General features: G+C 64.7%; 27 protein-coding genes. 22 read left to right on the top strand and 5 right to left on the bottom strand.

The features are described 5' to 3' along the window. Positions 1–119: 119 nt before the first annotated feature. The 5 genes from IVB40_RS31345 (at position 120) to IVB40_RS31325 (ending at position 4,112) form a co-directional block, all read left to right on the top strand. Positions 120–719 carry a nuclear transport factor 2 family protein gene (locus IVB40_RS31345; protein ID WP_247817287.1) on the top strand — a complete coding sequence of 200 codons (600 nt, stop codon included), beginning with the start codon at positions 120–122 and terminating at the stop codon, positions 717–719. A 262-nt stretch (positions 720–981) separates the two neighbouring features. Further along, positions 982–1,395, top strand: coding sequence for a hypothetical protein (locus IVB40_RS31340; RefSeq protein WP_247817286.1), 414 nt, complete (start codon positions 982–984; stop codon positions 1,393–1,395). A 123-nt stretch (positions 1,396–1,518) separates the two neighbouring features. Further along, positions 1,519–3,396 (top strand): molecular chaperone HtpG, encoded by a 1,878-nt coding sequence (gene htpG, locus IVB40_RS31335; protein WP_247817285.1) that lies wholly within the window; start codon positions 1,519–1,521, stop codon positions 3,394–3,396. 128 nt (positions 3,397–3,524) lie between these two features. After that, positions 3,525–3,809, top strand: a complete 285-nt coding sequence (locus IVB40_RS31330; RefSeq protein WP_247817284.1) for a DUF3551 domain-containing protein — start codon at positions 3,525–3,527, stop codon at positions 3,807–3,809. A gap of 33 nt (positions 3,810–3,842) precedes the next feature. Continuing rightward, positions 3,843–4,112 (top strand): DUF3551 domain-containing protein, encoded by a 270-nt coding sequence (locus IVB40_RS31325; protein ID WP_247404245.1) that lies wholly within the window; start codon positions 3,843–3,845, stop codon positions 4,110–4,112. Between the two features lie 44 nt (positions 4,113–4,156). On the opposite strand, the gene IVB40_RS31320 is transcribed toward IVB40_RS31325, so the two are convergent. After that, a complete protein-coding gene (locus IVB40_RS31320; RefSeq protein ID WP_247817283.1) occupies positions 4,157–4,864 on the bottom strand; it encodes a GDSL-type esterase/lipase family protein in 708 nt (235 codons plus the stop codon). A 261-nt stretch (positions 4,865–5,125) separates the two neighbouring features. On the opposite strand from IVB40_RS31320, the gene IVB40_RS31315 reads away from it, so the two are divergent. From IVB40_RS31315 to IVB40_RS31295, 5 genes are all read left to right on the top strand, one after another. Further along, a complete protein-coding gene (locus tag IVB40_RS31315) occupies positions 5,126–6,940 on the top strand; it encodes a long-chain-acyl-CoA synthetase (protein WP_247817282.1) in 1,815 nt (604 codons plus the stop codon). A gap of 140 nt (positions 6,941–7,080) precedes the next feature. Beyond that, positions 7,081–7,326, top strand: coding sequence for an acyl carrier protein (locus IVB40_RS31310; protein ID WP_007597226.1), 246 nt, complete (start codon positions 7,081–7,083; stop codon positions 7,324–7,326). Beyond that, positions 7,313–8,695 (top strand): fatty acid--CoA ligase family protein, encoded by a 1,383-nt coding sequence (locus IVB40_RS31305; protein WP_247817281.1) that lies wholly within the window; start codon positions 7,313–7,315, stop codon positions 8,693–8,695. The genes IVB40_RS31310 and IVB40_RS31305 overlap by 14 nt, the downstream gene beginning before the upstream one ends. Next, positions 8,688–9,410, top strand: a complete 723-nt coding sequence (locus tag IVB40_RS31300) for an SDR family NAD(P)-dependent oxidoreductase (RefSeq protein ID WP_027565563.1) — start codon at positions 8,688–8,690, stop codon at positions 9,408–9,410. Before IVB40_RS31305 ends, IVB40_RS31300 begins: the two co-directional genes overlap by 8 nt. A 113-nt stretch (positions 9,411–9,523) precedes the next feature. After that, positions 9,524–9,739 carry a hypothetical protein gene (locus tag IVB40_RS31295; RefSeq protein WP_247817280.1) on the top strand — a complete coding sequence of 72 codons (216 nt, stop codon included), beginning with the start codon at positions 9,524–9,526 and terminating at the stop codon, positions 9,737–9,739. Positions 9,740–9,743: 4 nt separating this feature from the next. Here IVB40_RS31295 and IVB40_RS31290 read toward each other — a convergent pair whose 3' ends face one another. After that, positions 9,744–10,121 (bottom strand): ribbon-helix-helix domain-containing protein, encoded by a 378-nt coding sequence (locus IVB40_RS31290; protein ID WP_247817279.1) that lies wholly within the window; start codon positions 10,119–10,121, stop codon positions 9,744–9,746. 225 nt (positions 10,122–10,346) lie between these two features. Between IVB40_RS31290 and IVB40_RS31285 the strand changes: the two genes are divergently transcribed. After that, positions 10,347–11,486 (top strand): DUF3095 domain-containing protein, encoded by a 1,140-nt coding sequence (locus IVB40_RS31285; RefSeq protein WP_247817278.1) that lies wholly within the window; start codon positions 10,347–10,349, stop codon positions 11,484–11,486. Positions 11,487–11,490: 4 nt separating this feature from the next. On the opposite strand, the gene IVB40_RS31280 is transcribed toward IVB40_RS31285, so the two are convergent. The 3 genes from IVB40_RS31280 to IVB40_RS31270 form a co-directional block, all read right to left on the bottom strand. Continuing rightward, entirely contained in the window at positions 11,491–11,925 is a 435-nt protein-coding gene (locus IVB40_RS31280; RefSeq protein WP_027565559.1) for a DUF2147 domain-containing protein, read from the bottom strand. Positions 11,926–12,030: 105 nt separating this feature from the next. Beyond that, the gene (locus tag IVB40_RS31275; RefSeq protein WP_247817277.1) at positions 12,031–13,416 is read right to left on the bottom strand and encodes an MATE family efflux transporter; all 1,386 of its coding nucleotides are present in this window, start codon (positions 13,414–13,416) and stop codon (positions 12,031–12,033) included. Between the two features lie 82 nt (positions 13,417–13,498). Next, positions 13,499–14,026: a GNAT family N-acetyltransferase gene (locus IVB40_RS31270; protein ID WP_247817276.1), complete on the bottom strand. Its 528-nt coding sequence runs from the start codon at positions 14,024–14,026 to the stop codon at positions 13,499–13,501. Positions 14,027–14,264: 238 nt separating this feature from the next. Between IVB40_RS31270 and IVB40_RS31265 the strand changes: the two genes are divergently transcribed. The 11 genes from IVB40_RS31265 (at position 14,265) to IVB40_RS31215 (ending at position 22,315) form a co-directional block, all read left to right on the top strand. Further along, complete coding sequence (locus IVB40_RS31265; protein WP_007615200.1) at positions 14,265–14,861, top strand: superoxide dismutase; 597 nt, start codon at positions 14,265–14,267, stop codon at positions 14,859–14,861. 246 nt (positions 14,862–15,107) lie between these two features. Continuing rightward, entirely contained in the window at positions 15,108–15,719 is a 612-nt protein-coding gene (locus IVB40_RS31260; RefSeq protein WP_247284735.1) for a permease, read from the top strand. Further along, complete coding sequence (locus IVB40_RS31255) at positions 15,716–16,216, top strand: hypothetical protein (RefSeq protein ID WP_247817275.1); 501 nt, start codon at positions 15,716–15,718, stop codon at positions 16,214–16,216. The genes IVB40_RS31260 and IVB40_RS31255 overlap by 4 nt, the downstream gene beginning before the upstream one ends. A 43-nt stretch (positions 16,217–16,259) precedes the next feature. Beyond that, positions 16,260–16,511: a hypothetical protein gene (locus IVB40_RS31250; RefSeq protein ID WP_035961020.1), complete on the top strand. Its 252-nt coding sequence runs from the start codon at positions 16,260–16,262 to the stop codon at positions 16,509–16,511. A 2-nt stretch (positions 16,512–16,513) separates the two neighbouring features. Then, positions 16,514–17,269, top strand: coding sequence for an ABC transporter ATP-binding protein (locus IVB40_RS31245; RefSeq protein WP_247284733.1), 756 nt, complete (start codon positions 16,514–16,516; stop codon positions 17,267–17,269). A gap of 6 nt (positions 17,270–17,275) precedes the next feature. Next, a complete protein-coding gene (locus IVB40_RS31240) occupies positions 17,276–18,145 on the top strand; it encodes a metal ABC transporter permease (protein ID WP_007597190.1) in 870 nt (289 codons plus the stop codon). A gap of 5 nt (positions 18,146–18,150) precedes the next feature. After that, a complete protein-coding gene (locus IVB40_RS31235; protein ID WP_247817274.1) occupies positions 18,151–19,014 on the top strand; it encodes a zinc ABC transporter substrate-binding protein in 864 nt (287 codons plus the stop codon). Positions 19,015–19,068: 54 nt separating this feature from the next. Further along, complete coding sequence (locus IVB40_RS31230; RefSeq protein ID WP_247284731.1) at positions 19,069–20,112, top strand: GTP-binding protein; 1,044 nt, start codon at positions 19,069–19,071, stop codon at positions 20,110–20,112. After that, on the top strand, positions 20,112–21,131 hold the full coding sequence (locus tag IVB40_RS31225; RefSeq protein ID WP_247819616.1) for a WD40 repeat domain-containing protein: 1,020 nt from the start codon (positions 20,112–20,114) through the stop codon (positions 21,129–21,131). The genes IVB40_RS31230 and IVB40_RS31225 overlap by 1 nt, the downstream gene beginning before the upstream one ends. Positions 21,132–21,161: 30 nt before the next feature. After that, the gene (locus IVB40_RS31220; RefSeq protein WP_247817273.1) at positions 21,162–21,878 is read left to right on the top strand and encodes an MgtC/SapB family protein; all 717 of its coding nucleotides are present in this window, start codon (positions 21,162–21,164) and stop codon (positions 21,876–21,878) included. Positions 21,879–21,979: 101 nt separating this feature from the next. Further along, positions 21,980–22,315 carry a hypothetical protein gene (locus IVB40_RS31215; RefSeq protein WP_007597175.1) on the top strand — a complete coding sequence of 112 codons (336 nt, stop codon included), beginning with the start codon at positions 21,980–21,982 and terminating at the stop codon, positions 22,313–22,315. Positions 22,316–22,382 lie beyond the last annotated feature (67 nt).

Genomic DNA, 22,382 nt, shown 5'->3' with positions numbered 1-22,382 from the left:
CTGTGGGCAATTCGAACGCCCCCGAAGCATCGTGCGCGCTTGACGGCAACCCAATTGCCCGTTGATACCTCGGCCGATGACATCCATCGCCGCTTCAAGCCTCCAGGAGATTTCGCATCATGGACCAGCAACTCCTCGACCGCCTTGCCATTCGCGACCTCGTCGAGAACTGGGCGGTGTGGCGCGATGCCGGCGATTGGGAGCGCTTTGCCACGGTCTGGCACGAAGAAGGCTGGATGTCCGCCACCTGGTTTCAGGGGCCGGCGCGGGATTTCATGCGGGTCAGCCAGGAGGGGTTCGCCAAGGGCGTCCGCATCCTGCATTTCCTAGGTGGCACCAGCATCGATCTCGAGGGGCCGCGCGCCATCGCGCAGACCAAGATGACCATCTCGCAGCGCGCGCCGGTGCACGACGTGCCCTGCGACGTCGTTTGCACCGGGCGCTTCTACGATTTCCTGGAAAAGCGGTCAGGCGCGTGGGGCATCGTCCGCCGCCAGCCGATCTACGAGAAGGACCGGATCGACCCGGTCGACCCCGCCGCGACACTTCAGCTCGACCAGAAAGCCCTTGCCGCGCTGCCCGAAGGCTACCGCCACCTCGCCTACATGCAGGAGCTGATCGGCTACAAGGTCAAGCGCGACATGCCGGGCTTGACCGGGCCCGAGGTCGAGAAGCTCTATGGGGAGGGGCGGGAGTGGCTCGCGGGAAAGGCGAACTGAACGCCAGACAAAAGTAAGGCGCGACTGGCATCACCACAGTCGCGCCCTACGTCGCCGGCTTATGGGGCAGGGGGGAATAGCCGGCTGTTGAGACGACTCCCGTCCGCGAAAGTCGTTCCAGGCGGTTGCGAAATTTTTCGTGGGAATTTTTCGCGAGGGCGCGCCTTTTGCGCACACGGTTAAGTGATCTTAACGACTGAGAACTCCCGGTCCTCTCCTCGCGTTGTTCCCGCGATCGCCATGGGGCGAGGGACCGACAGCCATGTCACAGATCCAAAAGGTATTTTTAGGCGCCGTCGCGCTCGCCGCGACGCTCGGCGCCGTTCAGGTGGGCGCCGTGCAGCTGGCCTCCGGCCATGATCTGGCCGACCGCTGGCAGGCGGTCGCTGACAAGCCGGGCCACAACGTGAATCGCTCCAGCAAAGCCGACCGGTTAACCGATATCAAGCAGGCGGAGGTTCCAACCCGTACCGTGTCGATGCGGCTGAACGATCTCGCCGACACGTCGGTGCTGCTGCGGGTCCCCGCGGCGATCGAGACCGGTAACGCCAAGCCGCCGGTGTTGCTACCGGACCAGAAGCAGGGCCGCAAAAAGCCGACCATCGCCTGCGAGCCGATGGTCAGCTCCCTGACCGAGGTCGCAAAGCTGCTCCAGCCCGGTCGCTGTGTGACCTGATCGGCATTTTGCCACGGACACGTCGGCCTCCGCCCCGGAGGGCGGTTGCTGACGTCACTTGATCCCCTGCCCCCTCGCGTTATATCCCGGGTTTCTTTCCCTTTCGATTGACCGGGTAAACGCATGACGACGTCAGACACGGCTGTGCATACGCAGCCCTTCCAGGCCGAGGTTTCCGAGCTTCTGCACCTGATGGTGCACTCCGTCTATTCCGAGACGGATATCTTCCTGCGCGAGCTCGTCTCCAACGCATCGGACGCCTGCGACAAGCTGCGCTATGAGGCGATCGCGAGTCCGGCGCTGCTGGGCGAGGGCGACGCGCCCAAGATCCGGATCATTCCGAACAAGACGGCCGGAACGCTTGCGATCGCTGACAATGGCATCGGCATGGAGCGGCAGGAGCTGATCGACCACCTCGGCACAATCGCCCGCTCGGGCACCAAGGCCTTCGTGTCGAAGCTCAAGGAGGCCAAGGATGGTCTCGGCCTGATTGGCCAGTTCGGCGTCGGCTTCTATTCCGCCTTCATGGTTGCCGACAAGATCGTCGTGGTCAGCCGCCGCGCCGGCGAGAGCGACGTCTGGACCTGGACGTCCACAGGCGGGTCGGGCTTCGAGATCGCGCGTGCCAGCGAGGAGGATGCGACCCGCGTGCAGCGCGGCACCGAGATCGTCCTGCACCTCAAGGATGATGCGAAGAAATATCTCGAAGCCTACGAGATCGAGCGTATCGTCGGCGCGTATTCCGACAACATCCTCTTCCCGATCGAGCTCGTGCCTGAAGAGGGCGAACCGCGCCAGATCAATTCTGCAAGCGCGCTGTGGCAGCGCTCGAAATCCGAGCTCACGCCGGAAGACTACAAGAAGGCCTATCAGCAGATCGCCTCCGCCTTCGACGATCCCGCGATGACGCTGCATTATCGCGCGGAGGGGCGTTACTCCTATGCCGTGCTGCTGTTCGCGCCCTCGACCAAGCCGTTCGATCTGTTCGAGCCGAACCGCAAGGGACGCGTCAAGCTCTATGTCCGCCGCGTCTTCATCACCGACGATGCCGATCTTCTGCCGGGCTACCTCCGCTTCATCCGCGGCGTCGTCGACAGCGAGGATCTCCCGCTCAACATCTCGCGCGAGATGCTTCAGAACAATCCGCAGCTCGCACAGATCCGCAAGGCCGTGGCGACCCGCGTATTGTCCGAGCTCGAAAGCCTTGCGGAGAAGGATCCGGAGAACTTCGCGAAGATCTGGGAGGCCTTCGGCGCGGTGCTGAAGGAAGGCATCTACGAAGATTTCGAACGCCGCGAAAAGCTGCTCGCGCTGTCGCGTTTCACCACGACCTCGGGCGAGAAGCGTTCGCTGAAGGACGTCATCGCCGATTTCAAGCCGAACCAGACCGAGATCTATTATCTGGTCGGCGACAGCATCGATCGGCTGAAGTCGAACCCCCGGCTCGAGGCGGCGACTGCGCGCGGCATCGAAGTGCTGCTGCTGTCCGATCCCGTCGACGCCTTCTGGACGTCGATGCCATCGGAATTCGACGGCAAGCCGCTGAAGTCGCTGAGCCAGGGCGATCTCAACCTCGACCTGATCCCACGCGTCGACGAGGCGGACGAGACGAAAAAGGACGAGCCTGCCGCCGACGAGGCCGCCACCATTGCGGTGATCAAGGCCGCGCTCGGCGAGCGCGTCAGCGATGTCAAGGCCTCGACGCGCCTTACCAGCTCCGCTTCCTGCCTCGTTGCCGACAGCCAGGGCCCGAGCCGCGAGCTCGAGCGCATTCTGGCGCAGCAGAACCGTGGCATGCGCACCAAGCCGATCCTCGAGATCAATCTGCGCCATCCGCTGGTCACGGCGATCACGAAGGCTCGGGCCGGCTCGAAGGCGGTCGACGATCTCAGCCTGCTCCTGCTCGAACAGGCGCAGATCCTGGACGGCGAACTGCCGGAAGACCCTGCGGCGTTTGCGGCAAGATTGAACCGGCTGGTGTTGCAAGGGCTCGGCGGGTAGCGGGCGCAGTGCACCGCACTCACCTTGCCGTCATTTACGCGCAGGAACGGTCGCCTCTGCTGTGGTGTTATGCCATACGAGGTGGCCGGCATCCGGGCCGCCGACATGACAGATTCGAGGATTTCTCCATGCGTTTGCCGATCCTGACCCTCACCGCAATTGTCATGCTGTTCGTGGCGGCAGATGCCAGCGCCCAGACCTACGATCCGCGTTATCCGGTGTGCATGCACGTCTATACGCCCGGCGGCTTCGGCGGGGGCGGCGGCGATTATTTCGATTGCTCCTTCACCTCGCTGCCGCAGTGCCGCGCCACGGCCTCGGGCCGCTCTGCAAGCTGCGACGTCAATCCCTACTATGCGTTCGACCAACCCCCGCCGCCGCCGCCGCGCCGGCGCCACAAGAACGTGCACTAGCGATCCGCAATGCGGCTTTCAGGGGGAATTCTTATGCGTCGCTTATTCGGCCTGATCATGACCGTCGGTGCCCTGCTCACGGCCGCGCCGTCGCATGCGCAGACCTTCGATCCGCGCTATCCCGTCTGCATGCACGTCTATTCCGGTGCGAACGGCGGTGGCGGAGAGTGGTACGATTGCTCCTTCACCTCAGTGCCGCAGTGCCAAGCTACCGCTTCAGGCCGCTCCGCCAGCTGCGATCTCAATCCGTATTATCCGTTCAACGCACCGCCGCCGCGCTTGCGACATAAGCGAGGCGGCTAGCGCTCACCGCCCGTTCGGCCATCAATCCGACGGAGCATGCAGGACTAGCTGCCGTGAGGCGCCTTGTTGGCCGCGGTGACGATCGCGTCGGTCAACTGCCAGGTCATCTTGTCCGTGGTCCAGTCGCTTGCGTGCAGCCTGCTATCGTCGCCCGGGTCGACCATGCGGTCGAACGAAATTCCTGCAACATCGTGCCAGCCCTTCATCAGCGCGAAGCGACGAAAGACGTTGACCCCTTTTGCATGTGCGATCTCGCTGATCGCTGCGACCATCGCGTCCGCCTTGTCGGCCTTGGCCGGTGTCAGCAGCGCCGGCACATATTGCAGGTCCATCAGGATCACGTCGATCCGCTTGGCGCCGAGCAGTCGGTCAACACCCTCACGGATGGCGTGCGTGGTGTCCTTGAACGAGGGCGGATCGGTGGATTGCCACACTGAATTGGTTCCGACCTGCCAGATGACGAGATCGGGGTTGAGATCGAAGACGTCATGATCGAACCGCTTCAGCTCCAAAGGGGCCTCTTCGCCGCCAACGCCCCGGTTGACCACTTCGATCATGGCATTTGGAAATCGTATCCGAAGGTCGGCCAGCAGCCGCTGCGGATAGGGAGCGATGCCTCCTTCGCCCGCCGTGCTCGACGAGCCGATCGCGACCACCTTGACCTGCCTGTCCTTCAGGCGACTGGCAAAATGGGTCAGCGGCTGCTCGAACGGCGCGACCTGGACAGGAAACTCAGACGAGTCGAGAGCCACAGGTCGTCTCCCTTTCGCAATCCGGACAATGCAGGGTCAAAAAGCCTAACCCGTTTGCCCGGAGCCGCATAGCCTCCCGCGCAGCGCGCCCCGGCTCTGCTGTCGCAAGAATTGCCAGGCCGCGCGCACGTCGATCGCATCCGGTTTGGTAAAGGATGACTAGAGTTAATCGCGCACTAACCCGGTTTTACCCTGTCTCTTAACACCTGGGCAGGGCGTGCGAGCTAAGCTGCCGGGCACCAGCAGACACGTTCCGAAAGAATGAACGGCATGACAACCGGCGTCATCGAGCAACCGAAAGCCGCGCGCGCACCTTCGGCTTCGAAAATCTGGCTGAAGGCGATCGAGCTCACCGCACGGATCGAGACGTTGCCGGGCCGGCTGTTCGCCGACGTCGTCGATGATTGGGCGCAGCGCCAGCCCGATCGCATTGCGCTGGCCACCGATGACGCAAGCCTCGACTATGAGGGGCTTTCAAGACGCATCAATCGTTATGCGCGGTGGGCACGCTCGGTCGGTGTGGCCAAGGGCGACACTGTCGCGCTGATCATGCCGAACGGCATCGATTATGTCGCGGCCTGGCTCGGCATCAGCCGCGTCGGGGGTGTGGTCGCGCTGATCAACACCAAGCTCGTCGGCCGGTCGCTCGCGCATTGCATCGGAGTCGCAAAACCCGCCCAGATCATCGTCGCGCACGAGCTCAAGGATGCACTGGATGGCGCGTCGCCCCACCTGAAGACGGAAGCAAAGGTCTGGACCCATGGCGATGCCCGCAGCGAACGTGCGATCGATGTCGCGCTTGCCGCGCTCGATGACGGGCCGCTTTCGCCGGACGAGCGTGGCGACGTCACCATCCACGACCGGGCCCTGCTGATCTACACGTCCGGGACGACCGGCCTGCCGAAAGCCGCCAGCATCAGCCATCGCCGCATCCTCAATTGGGGCTTTTGGTTCGCCGGCCTCACCGGCGCGACGCCGCAGGATCGGCTCTACGATTGCCTGCCGCTGTTCCACTCGGTCGGCGGCATCGTTGCGCCATGCAGCATGCTCGCCGCCGGCGGCTCGGTGGTGATCGCGCAAAAATTCTCAGCGTCGAATTTCTGGCCCGACATCGTGCGCCACGACTGTACGCTGTTCCAGTATATAGGTGAGCTCTGCCGCTATCTGCTCAAGGCGCCGCCGTCGGAATACGAGAACCGGCATCGCCTGCGGCTCGTCTGCGGCAACGGCCTGCGCGGTGACATCTGGGACGATTTTCAGGCGCGTTTCGCCATTCCGCGTATCCTCGAATTCTACGCGGCGACGGAAGGCAATTTCTCGCTGTTCAACGTCGAGGGCCAGCCCGGCGCGATCGGCCGCGTCCCGCCGCTGCTCGCGCATCGTTTCCCTGCCGGTCTCGTCAAGCTCGATCCCGATAATGGTGCGCCGCTGCGCGATGCAGAGGGATTTTGCATCGCCTGCGCGCGCGGCGAGCCCGGCGAAGCCATAGGCCGCATCGGCACGGCGGATGAGGGCGGCGGCCGCTTCGAGGGCTACACCGAGGCGAGCGAGACCGAGAAGAAGATCCTGCGCGATGTCTTTACCAAGGGCGACTCCTGGTTCCGCACCGGCGATCTGATGCGGCTCGACGAGAAGGGCTTCTTCCACTTCGTCGATCGCATCGGCGACACCTTTCGCTGGAAGGGCGAGAACGTCGCGACCTCGGAGGTCAACGACGCCGTACGCGATTTCACCGGCGTGATCGATGCCACCACCTACGGCGTCAACATCCCCGGCACCGATGGCCGCGCCGGCATGAGCGCGGTCGTGGTGAACGAGGGCTTTGACGTCGAGGCGTTGCCCGCCCATCTCGCTCAGCGCCTGCCGGCCTATGCTCACCCCGTCTTCATACGCATCTCGCGCGAGCTCGATGCGACCGAGACGTTCAAGCAGAAAAAGGGCGAGCTCGCGCGCGAGGGATTTGATCCGGGCGCGGTCTCCGATCCGCTGTTCATGCTGGACCCGAAGACCTGCGCCTATGTTGCGCTCGATTCGGAGCTCTATACACAAATCAACAAGGGGGCGATCCGGATTTAGCCGCCCGAAAATTCGGAGATAGGTCCAATTTTATCCGAATTGTCCAAGAAGCCATTTACTTCTGTCGGGTAAACAAACGGCCAAGGGAGGCGGTCATCAAGAGCCGCCGCAACACGAACGACAACAGAAGCGAGCCAGCCATGTCGGTACGGTCTAAGGTCATTGAAGCGATCCAGCAGATCGCCAAGGAGCAGCACGTCGCGCTTCCCGCGCTCTCGGACGATCTGTCGCTGCACGAGACGGGCTTCGACTCGCTCGCCTTCGCCATCCTGGTGGCGCGCCTCGAGGACGAGACCGGCGTCGACCCCTTCACCATCTCCGAGGACGCAGCGTTCCCCGCCACCGTGGGCGATTTCGTGCGGGCCTACGAAAATGTCCCCGCGTGAGATCTTTGCGCTTCGCGACCATCTCGGCGCGGAGCTGACCGGCCGCACGCTGTCGGACGCGCACGATGTCGTGTCGCTGACGGATATCCTGTCGCAGACGGTCCTGGGTGGCCGCCTGGGCGAGCTGTCCGGCCGCGCGGTGCTGCTGAAAGTATCCGACCAGCTCCGATCGGGCCTTGCCATGATCGAGCTCGACGGTATTGCGCGCCGCATGCTGCTGTGCCCGCCCGATCTCAACCCCGCGCATCTCGATGCGCTGATGGCGGATGCCGGGATCGATGCCGTCGTCACCGACGAGCCCGATCGCTTGGCCGAGACCGGCGTGCCGCTCGTCGTCACCGCACAATTGCCGCCTCAGGCTACCACGCCGGCCAGGACCGAACGCGCCACGGAATGGCTGATGCTCACTTCGGGCACGTCGGGCGTGCCGAAAATCGTCGGCCATACGCTGGAAGCACTCACCGGCGCCATCGTCGCCGAAGGCCCGGCGCGCGGACCCGCGCCGGTATGGGCGACGTTCTACGACATCCGCCGCTATGGCGGCCTGCAGATATTCCTCCGCGCCGTCCTCTCCGGCGGCTCGATGGTGCTGTCCGATCCCCATGAGGCGCTCGGCGATCACGTCACGCGGCTGAACGCGCGTGGCGTCTCCCACATCTCCGGCACGCCCTCGCACTGGCGCAAGCTGTTGATGAGCGGCTCGGCCGCGCAGTTCGCGCCGCGCTATGTCCGCCTCTCCGGCGAGATCGCCGACCAGGCGGTGCTGGACGGCCTCAAAGCGGCGTTCCCGAATTCCTCCGTCGGCCATGCCTATGCATCGACCGAGGGGGGCGTCGGCTTTGCCGTCAATGACGGGCTGGAAGGCTTTCCGGCGGACTATCTCGGCAACCGCAATGGCGTCGAAATGAAGGTCATCGACGGCTCGCTCCGCATCCGCTCGACGCGCACGGCGCACGCCTACATCGGCCGCCACGCGGCTGCGCTCACCGATGCAGACGGATTTGTCGACAGCGGCGATATCGTCGAATTGCGTGGCGACCGCTACTATTTCGTCGGCCGCCGCGGCGGCATCATCAATATCGGTGGGCTGAAGGTTCACCCCGAAGAGATCGAGGCGGTGATCAACCGTCATCCCGACGTGCGGATGTCGCGGGCGAAGTCACGCAAGAGCCCGATCACCGGCGGTATCGTCGTTGCCGACGTGATCCTCGCCGACGGCACCGATCCGGCGCGCGCGAAAGAGATCCGCGCCCAGATCCTGGATCAGTGCCGCGCGCAGCTCGCGTCCCATAAGGTGCCGGCGGTGATCCGCTTCGTCGAGGCGCTCGACGTCACCCCGGCCGGCAAACTGGCGCGCACCGATGCATAATGTTCTCGTCACGGGTGGTAGCCGCGGTATCGGCCTTGCGATCGGCAAGCGGCTTGTCGATGCCGGCTACAACGTGATCGCGGCCGCGCGGCGCGAGAGCGACGAGCTCACGGCGGCGATCGCCGGGTCGGAAGGGCGCCTGCATTTCCGCGCCTGTGACCTCGCCGTGATCGACGCGATCCCGGCCTATGCCAAACTCGTGCGCGATGAATTCGGCCCGATCTACGGCCTCGTCAACAATGCCGGCCTCGGCACCGAAGGCCTGCTCGCGACCATGCACAATTCCGAGATCGAGGCGCTGGTGCAGCTCAACGTGCTGTCGCCGATCATTCTCACCAAATATGTCGCGCGCCAGATGATGGCCGACGGTGCCGGCCGTATCATCAACATCTCCTCAATCATCGCGACCACCGGCTATAACGGCCTCTCGGTTTACGGTGCGACCAAGGCCGCCGCCACCGGCTTCACCCGTTCGCTCGCGCGCGAGGTCGGCAAGCTCGGCATCACCGTGAACGCGATCGCGCCCGGTTTCATCGACACCGAGCTGACGCACAATCTCTCCGACGATAGCCGCAAGCGCATCGCCGGCCGCAGCGCGCTGCGGCGCCTGCCGGAGACCGACGACGTCGCGCGCATGGTGGAATATCTGCTGGGCGAGGGCGGTCGCAATGTGACGGGTAGCGTGTTCACGGTCGACGCGGGCAACACGGCGTAGGCGGAACTCCATCGCCACAATTGCATTGATCCGGCGCAATGACATCATCCGGATTTGGTCGTAAGATGCCGCGCAATCGATATCGATCTGCCCTAATCGATAGGGAGCAGTCCATGACCGCTTCGAACCTGGGCAAGGCGTCGGCAAAGCTATCTTCCGCACAGCAAAGCGACGTTCACGGCCAGCCTGTTCACTGCGAGCCGATGTCTCATCAGAATTCCGGTGATCACGGTTACGAAATGTATCCGCAGAAATTCGTGCGCCTTGTCGGCTGCCATGACGTTCCCGCCTCTGTGCTGCGCAAGCGTCAGGACGAGAAGCTGCACTAGACATTCAGGTCCGGTGCTTCGGCAGGTCAATCCGTTCGTGTGAGAACTCCGGCGGGCCATCGGTCAGACGGCGGATCCGGCGCTCGCGTTCGTCCTCAGAGAGGGCAGGATCGAGCAACCCCTCGAGTTCATGCACTGCGAGCTCTTCGATCCTGGTGGCATCCGAGGCGAGCGGGTGCCTTGGCGGGAGTGCCGGGGGCGCGACCTTCAGGCCCAGTTCGACCAGCATGCGGATAGCATCCGAGCGCGACAGGTGATGGGCTTCGGCCCAATTATCGACGGCCGCGGTCAGGCTTTCCGGCATCTTCACCGCGCTGATGGGATCACGCCCGGTGCGCCGGCGTACCGGAGCGATGGAGTCCTTCTCGTTGAAGTCGGACACGTCGATGTTCCCGCGCAATCATGTCAGATCATCGAGACTAGACGCCATTTGCGGCCCGCTGTTTGATGCCGATCAATGACCTTCTGTGGCATTGCAGCGCGCCCTCATCTTGTTGTCCGGGTCCATTTCGGCCAATGGTTGCAAGGGCGCGCCCCCCGGCGAACCCGGATCGATCCTGCTACGTATGTCTTTTGGACGCGCGTCCCAACCATCCGGCATCATCCGATGACATCAGCCTTTTATAGCGGCATTCCGGTCTTTCGCGGCTTCACCAGCCTGATGGACCCCGCTTTGTATTCGCCGCTGCCCGACGACTGGAGCGTCGGCGTTGCCGACATCGTGGATTCGACCAAGGCCATCGCGGCGCAGCGTTACAAGGCGGTGAACATGGCCGGTGCCGCCGTGATCGCGGCGGTGACGAACGCATTGGAGGGACGCGAATTTCCCTTCGTGTTCGGCGGCGACGGCGCGAGTTTTGCGGTCGCGCCCGGCGATCTCGAGCCGGCCCGCGAGGCTTTGGCTGCGACCGCGACCTGGGTGCGGGAAGATCTCGATTTGGGGATGCGCGTCGCGCTGGTGCCGGTGAGCGCCATCCGCGCGCAGGGCCTCGACGTGCGCGTCGCGCGCTTTGGTCCCTCGGCCAATTTGTCATATGCGATGTTCTCGGGCGGCGGGCTCGCCTGGGCCGACGCCGCGATGAAGCGCGGCGAGTTTGCGATCACCGAAGCGCCCGCGGGCACGCAGCCCGATCTCTCCGGCCTGTCCTGCCGCTTCGAGGTCATTCCGGCGGCGCGCGGCCTGATCCTGTCCGTGTTGGTGATGCCGACCCAGGGCGCCGATCCCTCGGCATTCCGCAAGGTGATCGAGGACATCATCCATCTCGTCGAGCGCAGTCCGGATGCCGGTCGGCCCGTGCCGCCGCAAGGTCCGCCGCTGACATGGCCGCCGCAGGGGCTGGACTATGAGGCGCGCACCAAGCGCGGAGGTCCGCTGCTCGCACGCCGCGCCAGCGTGCTGGCCTATACGCTTTTCGTCTATCTGATCATGCGCTTCAATCTCAAGGTCGGCGGCTTCGTGCCGAAGCTTTATAAGCGGCAGGTCGTGGAGAACTCCGACTTCCGCAAATATGACGACGGCCTGCGCATGATCCTCGACTGTACGCCGGAGCTCGAACGCGCCCTCAGCGATCGCCTCGCGACTGCCGCGCGCGACGGCATCGTGCGTTACGGCCTCCACCAGCAGGACGCAGCGATGATGACCTGCTTCACCCCGTCCGCGCTGCGCAGTGACCACGTCCATTTCATCGACGGTGCGCGGGGCGGCTACGCTTCGGCGGCGACGGCGCTGAAGGCGATGATGGCGTGAAGCGCTAGCGCCCCGCGCGCGTCCACGTTTCGCCGCCGCAGAGCGCGCCAACGCAACCCTCAACCCGCAGCGAATCCGCTGAGGTCACGGTAACGCTGCTCGCGTAGGTGCTGCCGTCGTCGGCATTGTAGATCTGACCCGACCATTTGCTCGGCCCTGACGGCTGCATGCCGCTGAACAATGGCAAGCCGATCATCGGGCGCCTGGCGAGGGCGGGATTGGGATTCTTGCTGTCGGTGGCGGGCTGGCCGGTCGCGGTGTCGTGGGGTTCACGCAGCCAGACGACATTGCCGCAGATGCCGCCGCCGCATTTGCTGATCTTGACGCGGGCGTCGCCGGCCTGGGTCAGCCAGGTCCCGTCGGCGCTCTGCGCATGGGCGGCAGTCGCGCCAAGGAGCGCAGCCAGAAGGACGATGAGAGCAGCGAATCTGGAAGTCATGGAGAGCCCCAAAGTGGAGCGCCTCCATAGCAGCCTAGCAGGATAGTGCAACGCTGGATGGAATCACATTCCCGCGTTTATTTGCCTGCGTGCATTGACCTGTGCTCATTTGCCCCAGCGCACCAAGGCGACCGAGGCCGCGGTCGATAGGCCGAACACCGCCATGGCGCCGCCGACCAGCGCGAACAGGGTCCAGGCCGGAGCCTGCGCCATCATGAGGCCGCCGCCACCGATCGCGACGATCAGAAGCCGCGCGGTGGAGGCGAGCACGGGACCGCCGACGCGCGCCGCGCCTTGCGAGGAGAAATAAAGCGACACGCCCATGCCGAAGAACACGAAGGTCGGGCCGGCCCAATGGAAATAGCTGTGCGCGGCGGCGGCAACGCCGGGATCCCTGGTGAAGAGCGAAACCCACAGTGACGGATCGAGCGCGATGACGACACCGATCAGGCCGACCGTGATTCCCGAGGCCGCGGCCGCGGTCCAGGCCACGCGCCGCGCGCGCTTCACCTGTCCGGCGCCCATCGCCATGCCGACCATCGGCACCGATGCGATGCCGAAGGCGAAGGTGATCGGGATCAGCAAGAATTCCAGCCGCGAGCCGATGCCATAACCGGCCAGCATCTCGGTGCCGAAGGTCGCCAGGATCTTGGTGAAGATCAAAATGGTGAGTACCGTCTGGAGCGGCGACAGGCAGGCCACCGCGCCGACCTTGAGGATGTCGAAGAACAACGCGCGATCGAAATGGAAGGCGCGGAAATCCAGCGGCAGCCGGCTGCGGCCGGACCAGAGATACCAGAGGAAGAAGATCGCGGCACAGGTGAACGCGATCAACTGACCGGCGGCGACACCGGGCATGCCGAATTGCGGCATACCGAACAGGCCGAGCCCCAGCGTGCCGCCGAGCGCGATCTGGAGCACGCTCGTCCCGATCAGCGCCATCGAGGGCAGGCGCATGTCGCCAGTGCCGCGGATCACCGAGGCCAGCGTGTTGACGAGCCAGATCGCGACCGCGCCGGAGAACAGCATTTGCGAATAGCCGCTGGCTTCCTCGAGCACGCGCTCGCGCCCGCCCAGCAGCGTGAAGAACGAGCGGCCGAAGACGAGCATCGTCACCGTGAAGAAAAGCCCGCCGCAGAGGCCGATGATGGCGGCATGCAGCGCCAGCGTCGCCGCACGGGTCCGATCGCCTGCGCCGAGCGCGCGGCTGATCGCAGACGAGACGCCGCCGCCCATCGCGCCCGCGCTCATCATCTGCGTCAGCATGGCGAACGGAAACACCAGTGCGATCGCTGCGAGCGGGATGGTGCCGAGCCGGCCGATATAGGAGGTCTCGGCGATCGCAACCAACGTGCTGCCGACCATCGCGATCATGTTGGGGATCGCAAGCCGCAGCAGCGTCGGCAGGATCGGTGCCGTCAAAAGACTGGCGATGGGGGAGGCGACCGGGGCAGGCGGCGGCACGGCGTCCAGGGAGGCGTCGATCGTCATGTGTCACCGCGCGGAATATTAGATGATGGCCGACATATTATATGGCGCGCAGCCCCGGCACCAGCCGCGCCTCACGCAGGGCTCACCAGGGCAGGCCGCAGAGGTCGATAGTGCCAAGTGTCGGCGCGCTGACGATGTTGCAGACATAGGGCGCCATGTGAGTGAAGCGGATCCGCCCCTCCGGCTGCTCGCAATAGACCTCGCCCTTGAAGGGGAGCCAGCTGCGGGCCTCGTAGAAGCCGACATTGTGCGGCTCGCAGAACAGCAGCGCGAACCGGACCGCCTCGTTGGCGCGCATGGTATGCACCGCGGCATCGATCGCCATGGTCGCATAGCCGCGGCCGCGCCGGTCCTCCCGCGTGCAGACGCCGCCGATGCCGCCGATGTGAACCTTCTGCCCATTCCAGGTGACGGTGCGGAAGTAGATGCCGACGTGGCAGACGAGACCATCCTCGGGCGTCTCGATCAGCACGCGTAGGTCGGCATTGGCCCATTTGACGTGAGCCCAGGGCTGCTTCCCGACGATATCAGGTCCGAAGACCGCCTGATGCAGCGGCTCCGCCATCCGCCACGAGGCGTCGCCGTTCAAAATGTCGATCTCGATGCTCATCGCTCTCTCTTTCGCATCTCCGCGCCGTCGGTGCGTTTCGTTCTGCCATAAGCACCTCAAAGGCAATGATATTTTACGGCCTGGTTGAAACGCCCGACATCCTTGCGACGATTTTATGCAATCCGGCCAAGCCGCCGCACTGCGCCTTTTGGAAAAATCGCGGTATTTAACGGCCACGGAACCTTCTATAAGGGGTGACCGTTAAGTCTCGTTCCCCCATCAGTCGCGGACAACACCCATGACCTTTACGCTGCCCCCACTCCCCTACGCCTATGACGCCCTCGGACAATTCATGTCGAAGGAAACGCTCGAATTCCACCACGACAAGCATCATCAGGCCTATGTCACCAATGGCAACAACGCGCTCAAGGGCACCGAATGGGAAGGCAAGTCCCTTGAGGAGATCGTCAAGGGCTCGTTCGGCAAGAACCCCGCGGTGTTCAACAATGCCGGCCAGCACTACAACCACATCCATTTCTGGAGCTGGATGAAGCCGAATGGCGGCGGCACCAAGCTGCCGGGCAAGATCGAGAAGAAGATCAACGAGGACCTCGGCGGCTTCGAAAAGTTCAAGACCGACTTCCAGGCGGCCGGCGTCGGCCAGTTCGGCTCCGGCTGGTGCTGGCTCCAGGTCAAGAACGGCAAGCTCGAGATTGCCAAGACCCCGAACGGCGAGAATCCGCTGGTGCACGGCGCCACCCCGATCCTCGGCTGCGACGTCTGGGAGCACTCCTACTACATCGACTATCGCAACCGCCGTCCCGATTATCTGAAGGCGTTTGTCGAGAACCTCGTGAACTGGGAATACGTCGAGTCCCTGTTCGACAAGGCCTGAGCTCGACAAGGCCTGAGCTCGACAGGGCCCGGGGCTTCACGCATTCCAGGGTCGGCTTTGCCGCTCCGGAATGACGGAATTGAAAAGGCGGTCGCAGGCGCGGCCGCCTTTTTGCTGTGCGGAATTCGCACTTCGCCTCGCATGGCTCTGCGCGAGGTGCGCATCGCTCCCGTCATCGTACTGTTTGCATCGCATCCGCGGCGCCCTTAATCAGGACGGGCATCACCCTCGAGCCGAACGCGCCCGTTGTCAGAACCCTCCCCGAAAGACCCGGCGCCCGCCGAGGACGCGGAATCCGAGCCGCGGCCGGGCCGCGTGCGCAAGCCGATCGGCTGGTCGACCATCATCATCGCAGCGCTGGTGGCGGTGAGCGCGGGTCTGGTCTGGCGGCGTGACGGCACCGACGGTGTTCTCGACATACTGACCCACGATCTCTCGCTGTTCAGCGGCATCCTGCCGCGCGTGCTGGCCGGCTGCCTGCTCGGTGCGTTCATCTCCGAGATCCTGCCGCACGAAAAAGTGTCGCGCGCGCTCGGGCCGAAATCGGGCCTGAAAGGCCTTCTGATCGGCACCGCCTTCGGCGCGATCCTGCCCGGCGGTCCCTTCACCGCCTATCCCGTGGCGAGTGCGCTGCTCGCGGTCGGCGCCGATTTCGGTGCCACCATCGCCATGGTCGTGAGCTGGACCTTGATCGGCTATGGCCGGGCCGTGGCCTGGGAAATCCCGATCATGGGCACCGACTTCACGCTATGGCGCATTGTCATCTCGCTGCCGTTGCCGGTGCTCGCAGGCGCGCTCGGCCGCTTCGTCTATGTCCGGCTCTATCCGAAGCCGGCCACCAAGGACGACGAGAATTGAGCGCCGCGCTTCTGATCGACATCCTGTTGTGGGGCTCGGTGTTCGGCGTTGGCCTGATCGCCTATCGCCGCGGCCCACCGGTGTTCAAGGCCTCGCTGCGCGAAGGCTCGATGGACTTCATCAACATCGTGCCACGGATCGCGCTGGGGGTGATCGGCTCCGGCTACATCGCCGCCATCATCCCGCAGGAGGTGATCAGCGGCTGGCTAGGCCCGGACAGCGGCTGGCTCGGGGTCGCGACTGCCGTGGTCGCCGGGGCCGCGACGCCCGGCGGCCCGGTGATCGGGTTCTCCATCGGTACGGTGGCGCTGAAATCGGGCGGTGGGGTGCCGCAGGTGGTCGCCTATGTCGTCGCCTGGGCGCTGTTTGCCTTCCAGCGGGTGATTTTGTGGGAAATTCCCTTCATGCCGGCCCGTTTCGTCTGGTTCCGCTGTGCGGTCTCGCTGCCGTTCCCGTTCGTCGCCGCCGCCATTTCCATGGTGATTGGCAAGCCTTGAGCCCGGCGTGGACAGGGGTAATGTTATAATATAACGTTTCGGCATGGTTCCCGCCGCGTCCCCAGCCCATCATCACGACCATGCTCATGGCCATTCCCATGATCACGGGCATTCGCACGGACACGATCACAGCCACCCGCTTAACACCCACGCCCATGTCCACGATGCGGCCTCTCCGCATCCGGCTCAGGCGGCGCACTGGTCGATCCTGCGCATGACGATGGCCGCCCGCCTCGCGGCCGCGCTCGCGGTCTGCGCCGTGCTCTGGGGCGTGGTCTTCCTGGCGATGAGGTGACCATGGCGGCGCTGCATTTCCACAACGTTACGCTCGGCTATGACCGCCATCCGGCCGTGCACCACCTCAATGGTGAGGTCGCGCCGGGTGCGTTGCTGGCCGTGATCGGCCCGAACGGCGCCGGCAAGTCGACGCTGCTGCGCGGCATCGTCGGCATCCTCAGGCCGCTCGACGGCAGCATCCATCTCGGCGGGCTCGACAGCCGCGATATCGCCTATCTGCCGCAGAGCGCGGAGATCGACCGCAGCTTCCCGATCTCGGTGCTGGACTTCGTTGCCACCGGGCTGTGGCGTGGGACCGGGCTGTTCGGCGGCATCGGCAAGGCGGCGCGGGAAAAGATCCTCCGCGCCATCGCTTCCGTTGGCCTCAACGGCTTCGAAAACCGCCCGATCGGCACACTCTCGGGCGGCCAGATGCAGCGCGTGCTGTTCGCGCGCGTACTGCTCCAGGACGCGCGGCTGATCGTGCTGGACGAGCCCTTCAACGCCATCGACAGCAAGACCACGGCTGATCTGCTGACGCTGGTGAAGCACTGGCATGGCGAGGGCCGCACAGTGCTCGCCGCGCTGCACGACATGGAGATGGTGCGCACCCATTTCAGCGAGACGCTGGTGCTGGCGCGCGGTCCCGTGGCGTGGGGGCCGACGGCGGAGGTGCTGACGCCGGAAAACCTGATGGTCGCGATGCGGATGTGCGAAGCCTTCGACGACAGCGCCGCCGCCTGCTCGGCCGATGATGCCCGCTCACGGGCGGCTTGATATCCGATGCTCTATGATGCGCTGATCGGCCCGTTCACCGAATTCGAGTTCATGCGACGTGCGCTTGCGGCCGTCATCGCGCTGTCGCTCGCGGGTGCGCCGATCGGCGTGTTCCTGATGTTGCGGCGGATGAGCCTGGTCGGCGACGCCATGGCACATGCAATCCTTCCCGGCGCCGCTGTCGGTTTTCTGCTCTCAGGTCTCAATCTGTTCGCGATGACGGCCGGAGGCCTGATCGCAGGTTTTGCCGTCGCAATCCTCGCAGGCCTCGTCGCGCGCTCGACCGGGTTGAAGGAGGATGCCTCGCTCGCGACCTTCTATCTGGCATCGCTGGCGCTGGGCGTGACGATCGTCTCGATCAAGGGCACCAATATCGACCTGCTGCACGTGCTGTTCGGCAATATTCTCGCGATGGACGACCAGACGCTGCTGGTCGTCGCCTTCAACGCCACGGTGACGCTGCTGGTGCTCGCGGTGATCTACCGGCCGCTGGTGATCGAAAGTGTCGACCCCTTGTTCTTGCGCACCGTGAGCCGGGCTGGCGGGCCTGCGCATCTCGCTTTCCTCGCGCTGGTCGTGATCAACCTCGTCAACGGCTTTCAGGCGCTCGGCACGCTGCTCGCGGTCGGTCTGATGATCCTGCCGGCCGGCATCGCGCGGTTCTGGTCGCGCGATCTCACCGTCATGATCTGCATCGCGGTCGTCGCTGCCGCCGTCTCCGGCTATGCCGGCCTCGTGCTGTCGTTCCAGACCCGTGTGCCCTCGGGCCCGGCGATCATTCTGGTGGCGAGCGCGCTTTACACCGTCTCCGTCCTGTTCGGCCGGGTCGGCGGCGTCGTCAGGCAGCTGTTTCCCGGCCGGCATCTGGAAGCGTGATAGCGATGCGGCGCATCCTGCTTTGTGTGCTTCTGCTGATTGCCTCGCCGCTGCACGCCGCGGAGCAACTGAAGGTCGTCGCGAGCTTCTCGATCCTCGCCGATTTCGTCCGCAATGTCGGGGGCGACCGGATCAATCTGACGATGCTGGTCGGGGCCGACAGCGACGTCCATGTCTACACGCCCGCGCCAAGCGATGCGAAGCGGATCGCGGACGCAAAGCTCGTTGTCGTCAACGGACTTGGTCTCGAGGGTTGGCTGCCGCGCCTCGTGCAGTCCTCGGGCAGCAAGGCGCAGGTGGTCAACGCGAGCGCCGGCATCGCGCCGCTTAAGCTCGGCTCTGCAGCAGACCCGCATGGCTGGCAGTCCGTCCCCAACGCCAAAATCTATGTCACCGACATCGCCAATGCGCTGGCTGCGGCCGACCCCGATGATGCGGAGTTCTTCCGCGCCCAGGCCAAGGCCTATCTGGAAAAGCTCGAAACGCTTGACCGCGAGGTCCGCGAAGCCGTGGCCAAAATCCCGCAAGAGCGGCGCAAGGTGATCTCGACCCATGACGCTTTCGGGTATTTCGCCGCCGAATACGGCGTCCAGTTCATCGCGCCACTCGGCGTCTCCACGGAAACCGAGCCCAGCGCGCGGGACATCGCCACCATCATCGGCCAGATCAAGGCCCAAAAAATCCCCGCCGTGTTCCTGGAAAATATCAGCGACGACCGGTTGATCCGGCGGATCGCGGCGGAGACCGGCTCAAAAGTCGGTGGGACCCTGATTTCGGACGGTTTGACCGGCGAAAAGGGGCCTGCACCCACTTACATTGATATGGTCAGGCACAATATAAAGGCCCTGACCAGCGCGCTTGACCATTAGGGCAGGGGCCACCCCGCCTCGCGTCGCGCGAAAAGCCCGAAGTCCGGAGTTGTTATGTCTGAAGCGACCGCCCCAAAAATTCCCGTGACCGTCCTGACCGGCTATCTCGGTGCCGGCAAGACCACGCTGTTGAACCGCATCCTGTCGGAAAACCACGGCAAGAAGTACGCCGTCATCGTCAACGAATTCGGCGAGATCGGCATCGACAACGACCTCATCATCGGCGCCGATGAGGAAGTGTTCGAGATGAACAACGGCTGCATCTGCTGCACCGTGCGCGGCGATCTCGTGCGCATCATGGAAGGCCTGATGAAGCGCAAGGGCAAGTTCGACGCCATCATCGTCGAGACCACCGGTCTTGCCGATCCGGCACCGGTGGCCCAGACCTTCTTCGTCGACGAGGACGTGCAGAAGAACGCGCGCCTTGACGCGGTCGTGACGGTCGCGGATGCCAAGTGGCTGTCCGACCGTCTCAAGGACGCGCCCGAGGCCAAGAACCAGATCGCCTTTGCCGACGTCATCGTGCTGAACAAGACCGATCTCGTAACCAAGGGCGAGCTTGCCGAGGTCGAGGCCCGCATCCGCGCCATCAACCCCTATGCGAAGCTGCACCGCACCGAGCGCTGCTCGGTGGCTTTGGCGGACGTGCTCGACCGCGGCGCCTTCGATCTCGACCGCATCCTCGACATCGAGCCGGACTTCCTGAATGCCGAGGACCACGACCATGATCATCATCACCACGGTCACGACCATCATCACGATCATGATCACGGCCACGGCCTGAAGCACTATCACGACGAGGACATGCAATCGCTGTCGCTCAAGACCGACAAGCCGCTTGATCCGAACGTGTTCATGCCCTGGCTCCAGAACCTGGTGCAGGTCGAGGGCGGCAAGATCCTGCGCTCCAAGGGCATCCTCGCTTTCCACGACGACGACGACCGCTACGTCTTCCAGGGCGTCCACATGATGCTGGAGGGCAACCACCAGCGGAAGTGGAAGGACGGCGAACCGCGCGAGAGCCGCCTCGTCTTCATCGGCCGCGAATTGCCGCAAGATCTCATTCGCCAAGGTTTTGAGAGCTGCATCGTCTCGTGATGAAAGAGTTTACGCCGCCCGCCGATTCCGCCTCGATCGTCTCCGTCACCGAGCGCGTCAAACCGCTCGCGCTCGGGATGGTCGTGACCTCCGTGCATTTCCTTGGGCCCCGCGCTGCCTTCGTCGGCGGCGAGGAGACTGTCGCGTTCGTGGATGGCCAGGGCGAGATCAGCAAGGTCGCCGCGCACAGCGGCGGCATTCTCTCGGTCGCCTCCGACGGCAAGCGCCTCGTGATGGGCGGCGACGATGGAAAAGTCCTATCGCTCGACGCCAAGGGCGAGGTGACGCTGCTTGCCTCCGACCCGAAGCGGCGCTGGATCGACGCGGTGGCGCTGCATCCGGACGGTGCCTACGCCTGGTCGGCCGGCAAGACTGCTTTCTTCAAGAGCGGCACGAGCGAGGAGAAGTCGCTCGAGGTGCCCTCGACCGTCGGCGGCCTCGCGTTTGCGCCGAAGGGCCAGCGTCTCGCGATTGCTCATTACAACGGCGCGACGCTGTGGTTTCCCAACATGGCGGGATCGGCGGAATTCCTTCCCTGGGCCGGCTCGCATCTCGGCGTCACCTTCAGCCCGGACAACAAATTCCTGGTCACCACGATGCACGAATCGGCGCTGCACGGCTGGCGGCTTGCCGACAACAGGCACATGCGCATGACCGGCTATCCCGGCCGCGTCCGCTCGATGTCGTGGAGCGCGGGCGGCAAGGGGCTCGCGACTTCGGGCGCCGACACCGTCATCATATGGCCGTTCGCCAGCAAGGACGGCCCGATGGGCAAGGAGCCTGCGATGCTCGCGCCGCTCCAGGCGCGCGTGTCGGTCGTTGCCTGCCATCCCAGGAACGACATCTTCGCCGCCGGCTACAGCGACGGCACCGTGCTGATGGTGCGTCTGGAGGACGGCGCCGAGATCCTCGTCCGCCGCAATGGCACCCCGCCGGTGGCCGCGCTCGCCTGGAACGCCAAGGGGACGCTGCTGGCGTTCGCCGACGAAAATGGCGACGGCGGCCTGCTGGAGCTTTAATCTGTCATCGTTCCGACCGTAGATGGGGCCATGCGGTTTCTGACGACCTTCCAGATCGCTGACTTCGCGGACACGCTGGTCAGCCTGTTCACGGCGTTCGTGCTGGGCACGCTGATTGGGGCTGAGCGGCAGTACCGGCAGCGCACCGCGGGCCTGCGTACCAACGTGCTGGTCGCGGTCGGCGCCGCCGCCTTCGTCGATCTCGCCATGCACCTGACCGGCGCCGACGGCGCGGTGCGGGTGATCTCCTACGTCGTCTCGGGCATCGGCTTCCTCGGCGCCGGCGTCATCATGAAGCAGGGCATGGACGTGCGCGGGCTCAATACCGCGGCGACGCTGTGGGCTTCGGCCGCGGTCGGCTCCTGCGCCGGCGCCGACATGGTCGCGCAGGCCGCGGCGCTCACCGTCTTCGTCATTGCCGGCAACACCATGCTGCGGCCGCTGGTCAACGCCATCAACCGCATCCCTCTCAACGAGAAGACCTCCGAGGCGACCTATTACTTCAAGCTCGCGGTCGCATCGGACGCCTTGCCCGACATGCGTGACCGGCTCGTTGAGAAACTCGAGAGCGCAAAATATCTGGTGGCCGATATCGAAATGGTCGAAACCGGGGATGATCTGATCGAGATCGAGGCAAAGCTGGTCGCGAGCGCCGTCGATCCAAACGAGCTGAATGCAGTGGCCACCGATCTCCAGCACCTGCCCGGCGTCCGCCACGCCACCTGGGAAGTCAGCACCACGGACTGAGCGCGGCAATTGGGCGCGCAGCCGCCGAGTTCCCGCCCCCGCGGGCAGGGAACCGCGGACCGGCGATTTCGTTGATCCCACGGACAAAGGCGGTGATCGACATGCCCGGCCAATATGACAAGCGCAGACTGAAGCTCGACCTGATGGTTGCCTGCTCGCTGTTCGCAGCAGGAGTTGTGGTCTCGGGCATGTCGCTGGCGCAAATCCGCGCCGAGACTCGGATGCAGACGGCCCAGGCGACGCAGCCCCTTCAGGGCACGCCGTCCGACGATCAGAACAAGCCCGCGGAAGCCAAGCCCGGCGGCGACCGGCCGACCACGCCCGCCCCAGAGCCGGCGCGACCCGACCCGCAGACGCAGGGCGCTGCGGGCGCGGCTAAACCAGCATTGCCGCCGGCGCCAGCCGAGAAGATCGCGCCTCCGATCGAGAGGAAGTAGCTAGCTGCCAGTTGTGGCGTCATGGCCGGGCTTGTCCCGGCCATCCACGTTCTTGGAGTCGCGAGAA

The sequence above is a fragment of the Bradyrhizobium sp. 40 genome (assembly GCF_023100925.1).
In the GTDB taxonomy this organism is placed as follows: Bacteria; Pseudomonadota; Alphaproteobacteria; order Rhizobiales; family Xanthobacteraceae; genus Bradyrhizobium.
Note: the sequence above shows the minus strand (reverse complement) of the source record. Positions and strands in the feature narration are given on the sequence as shown.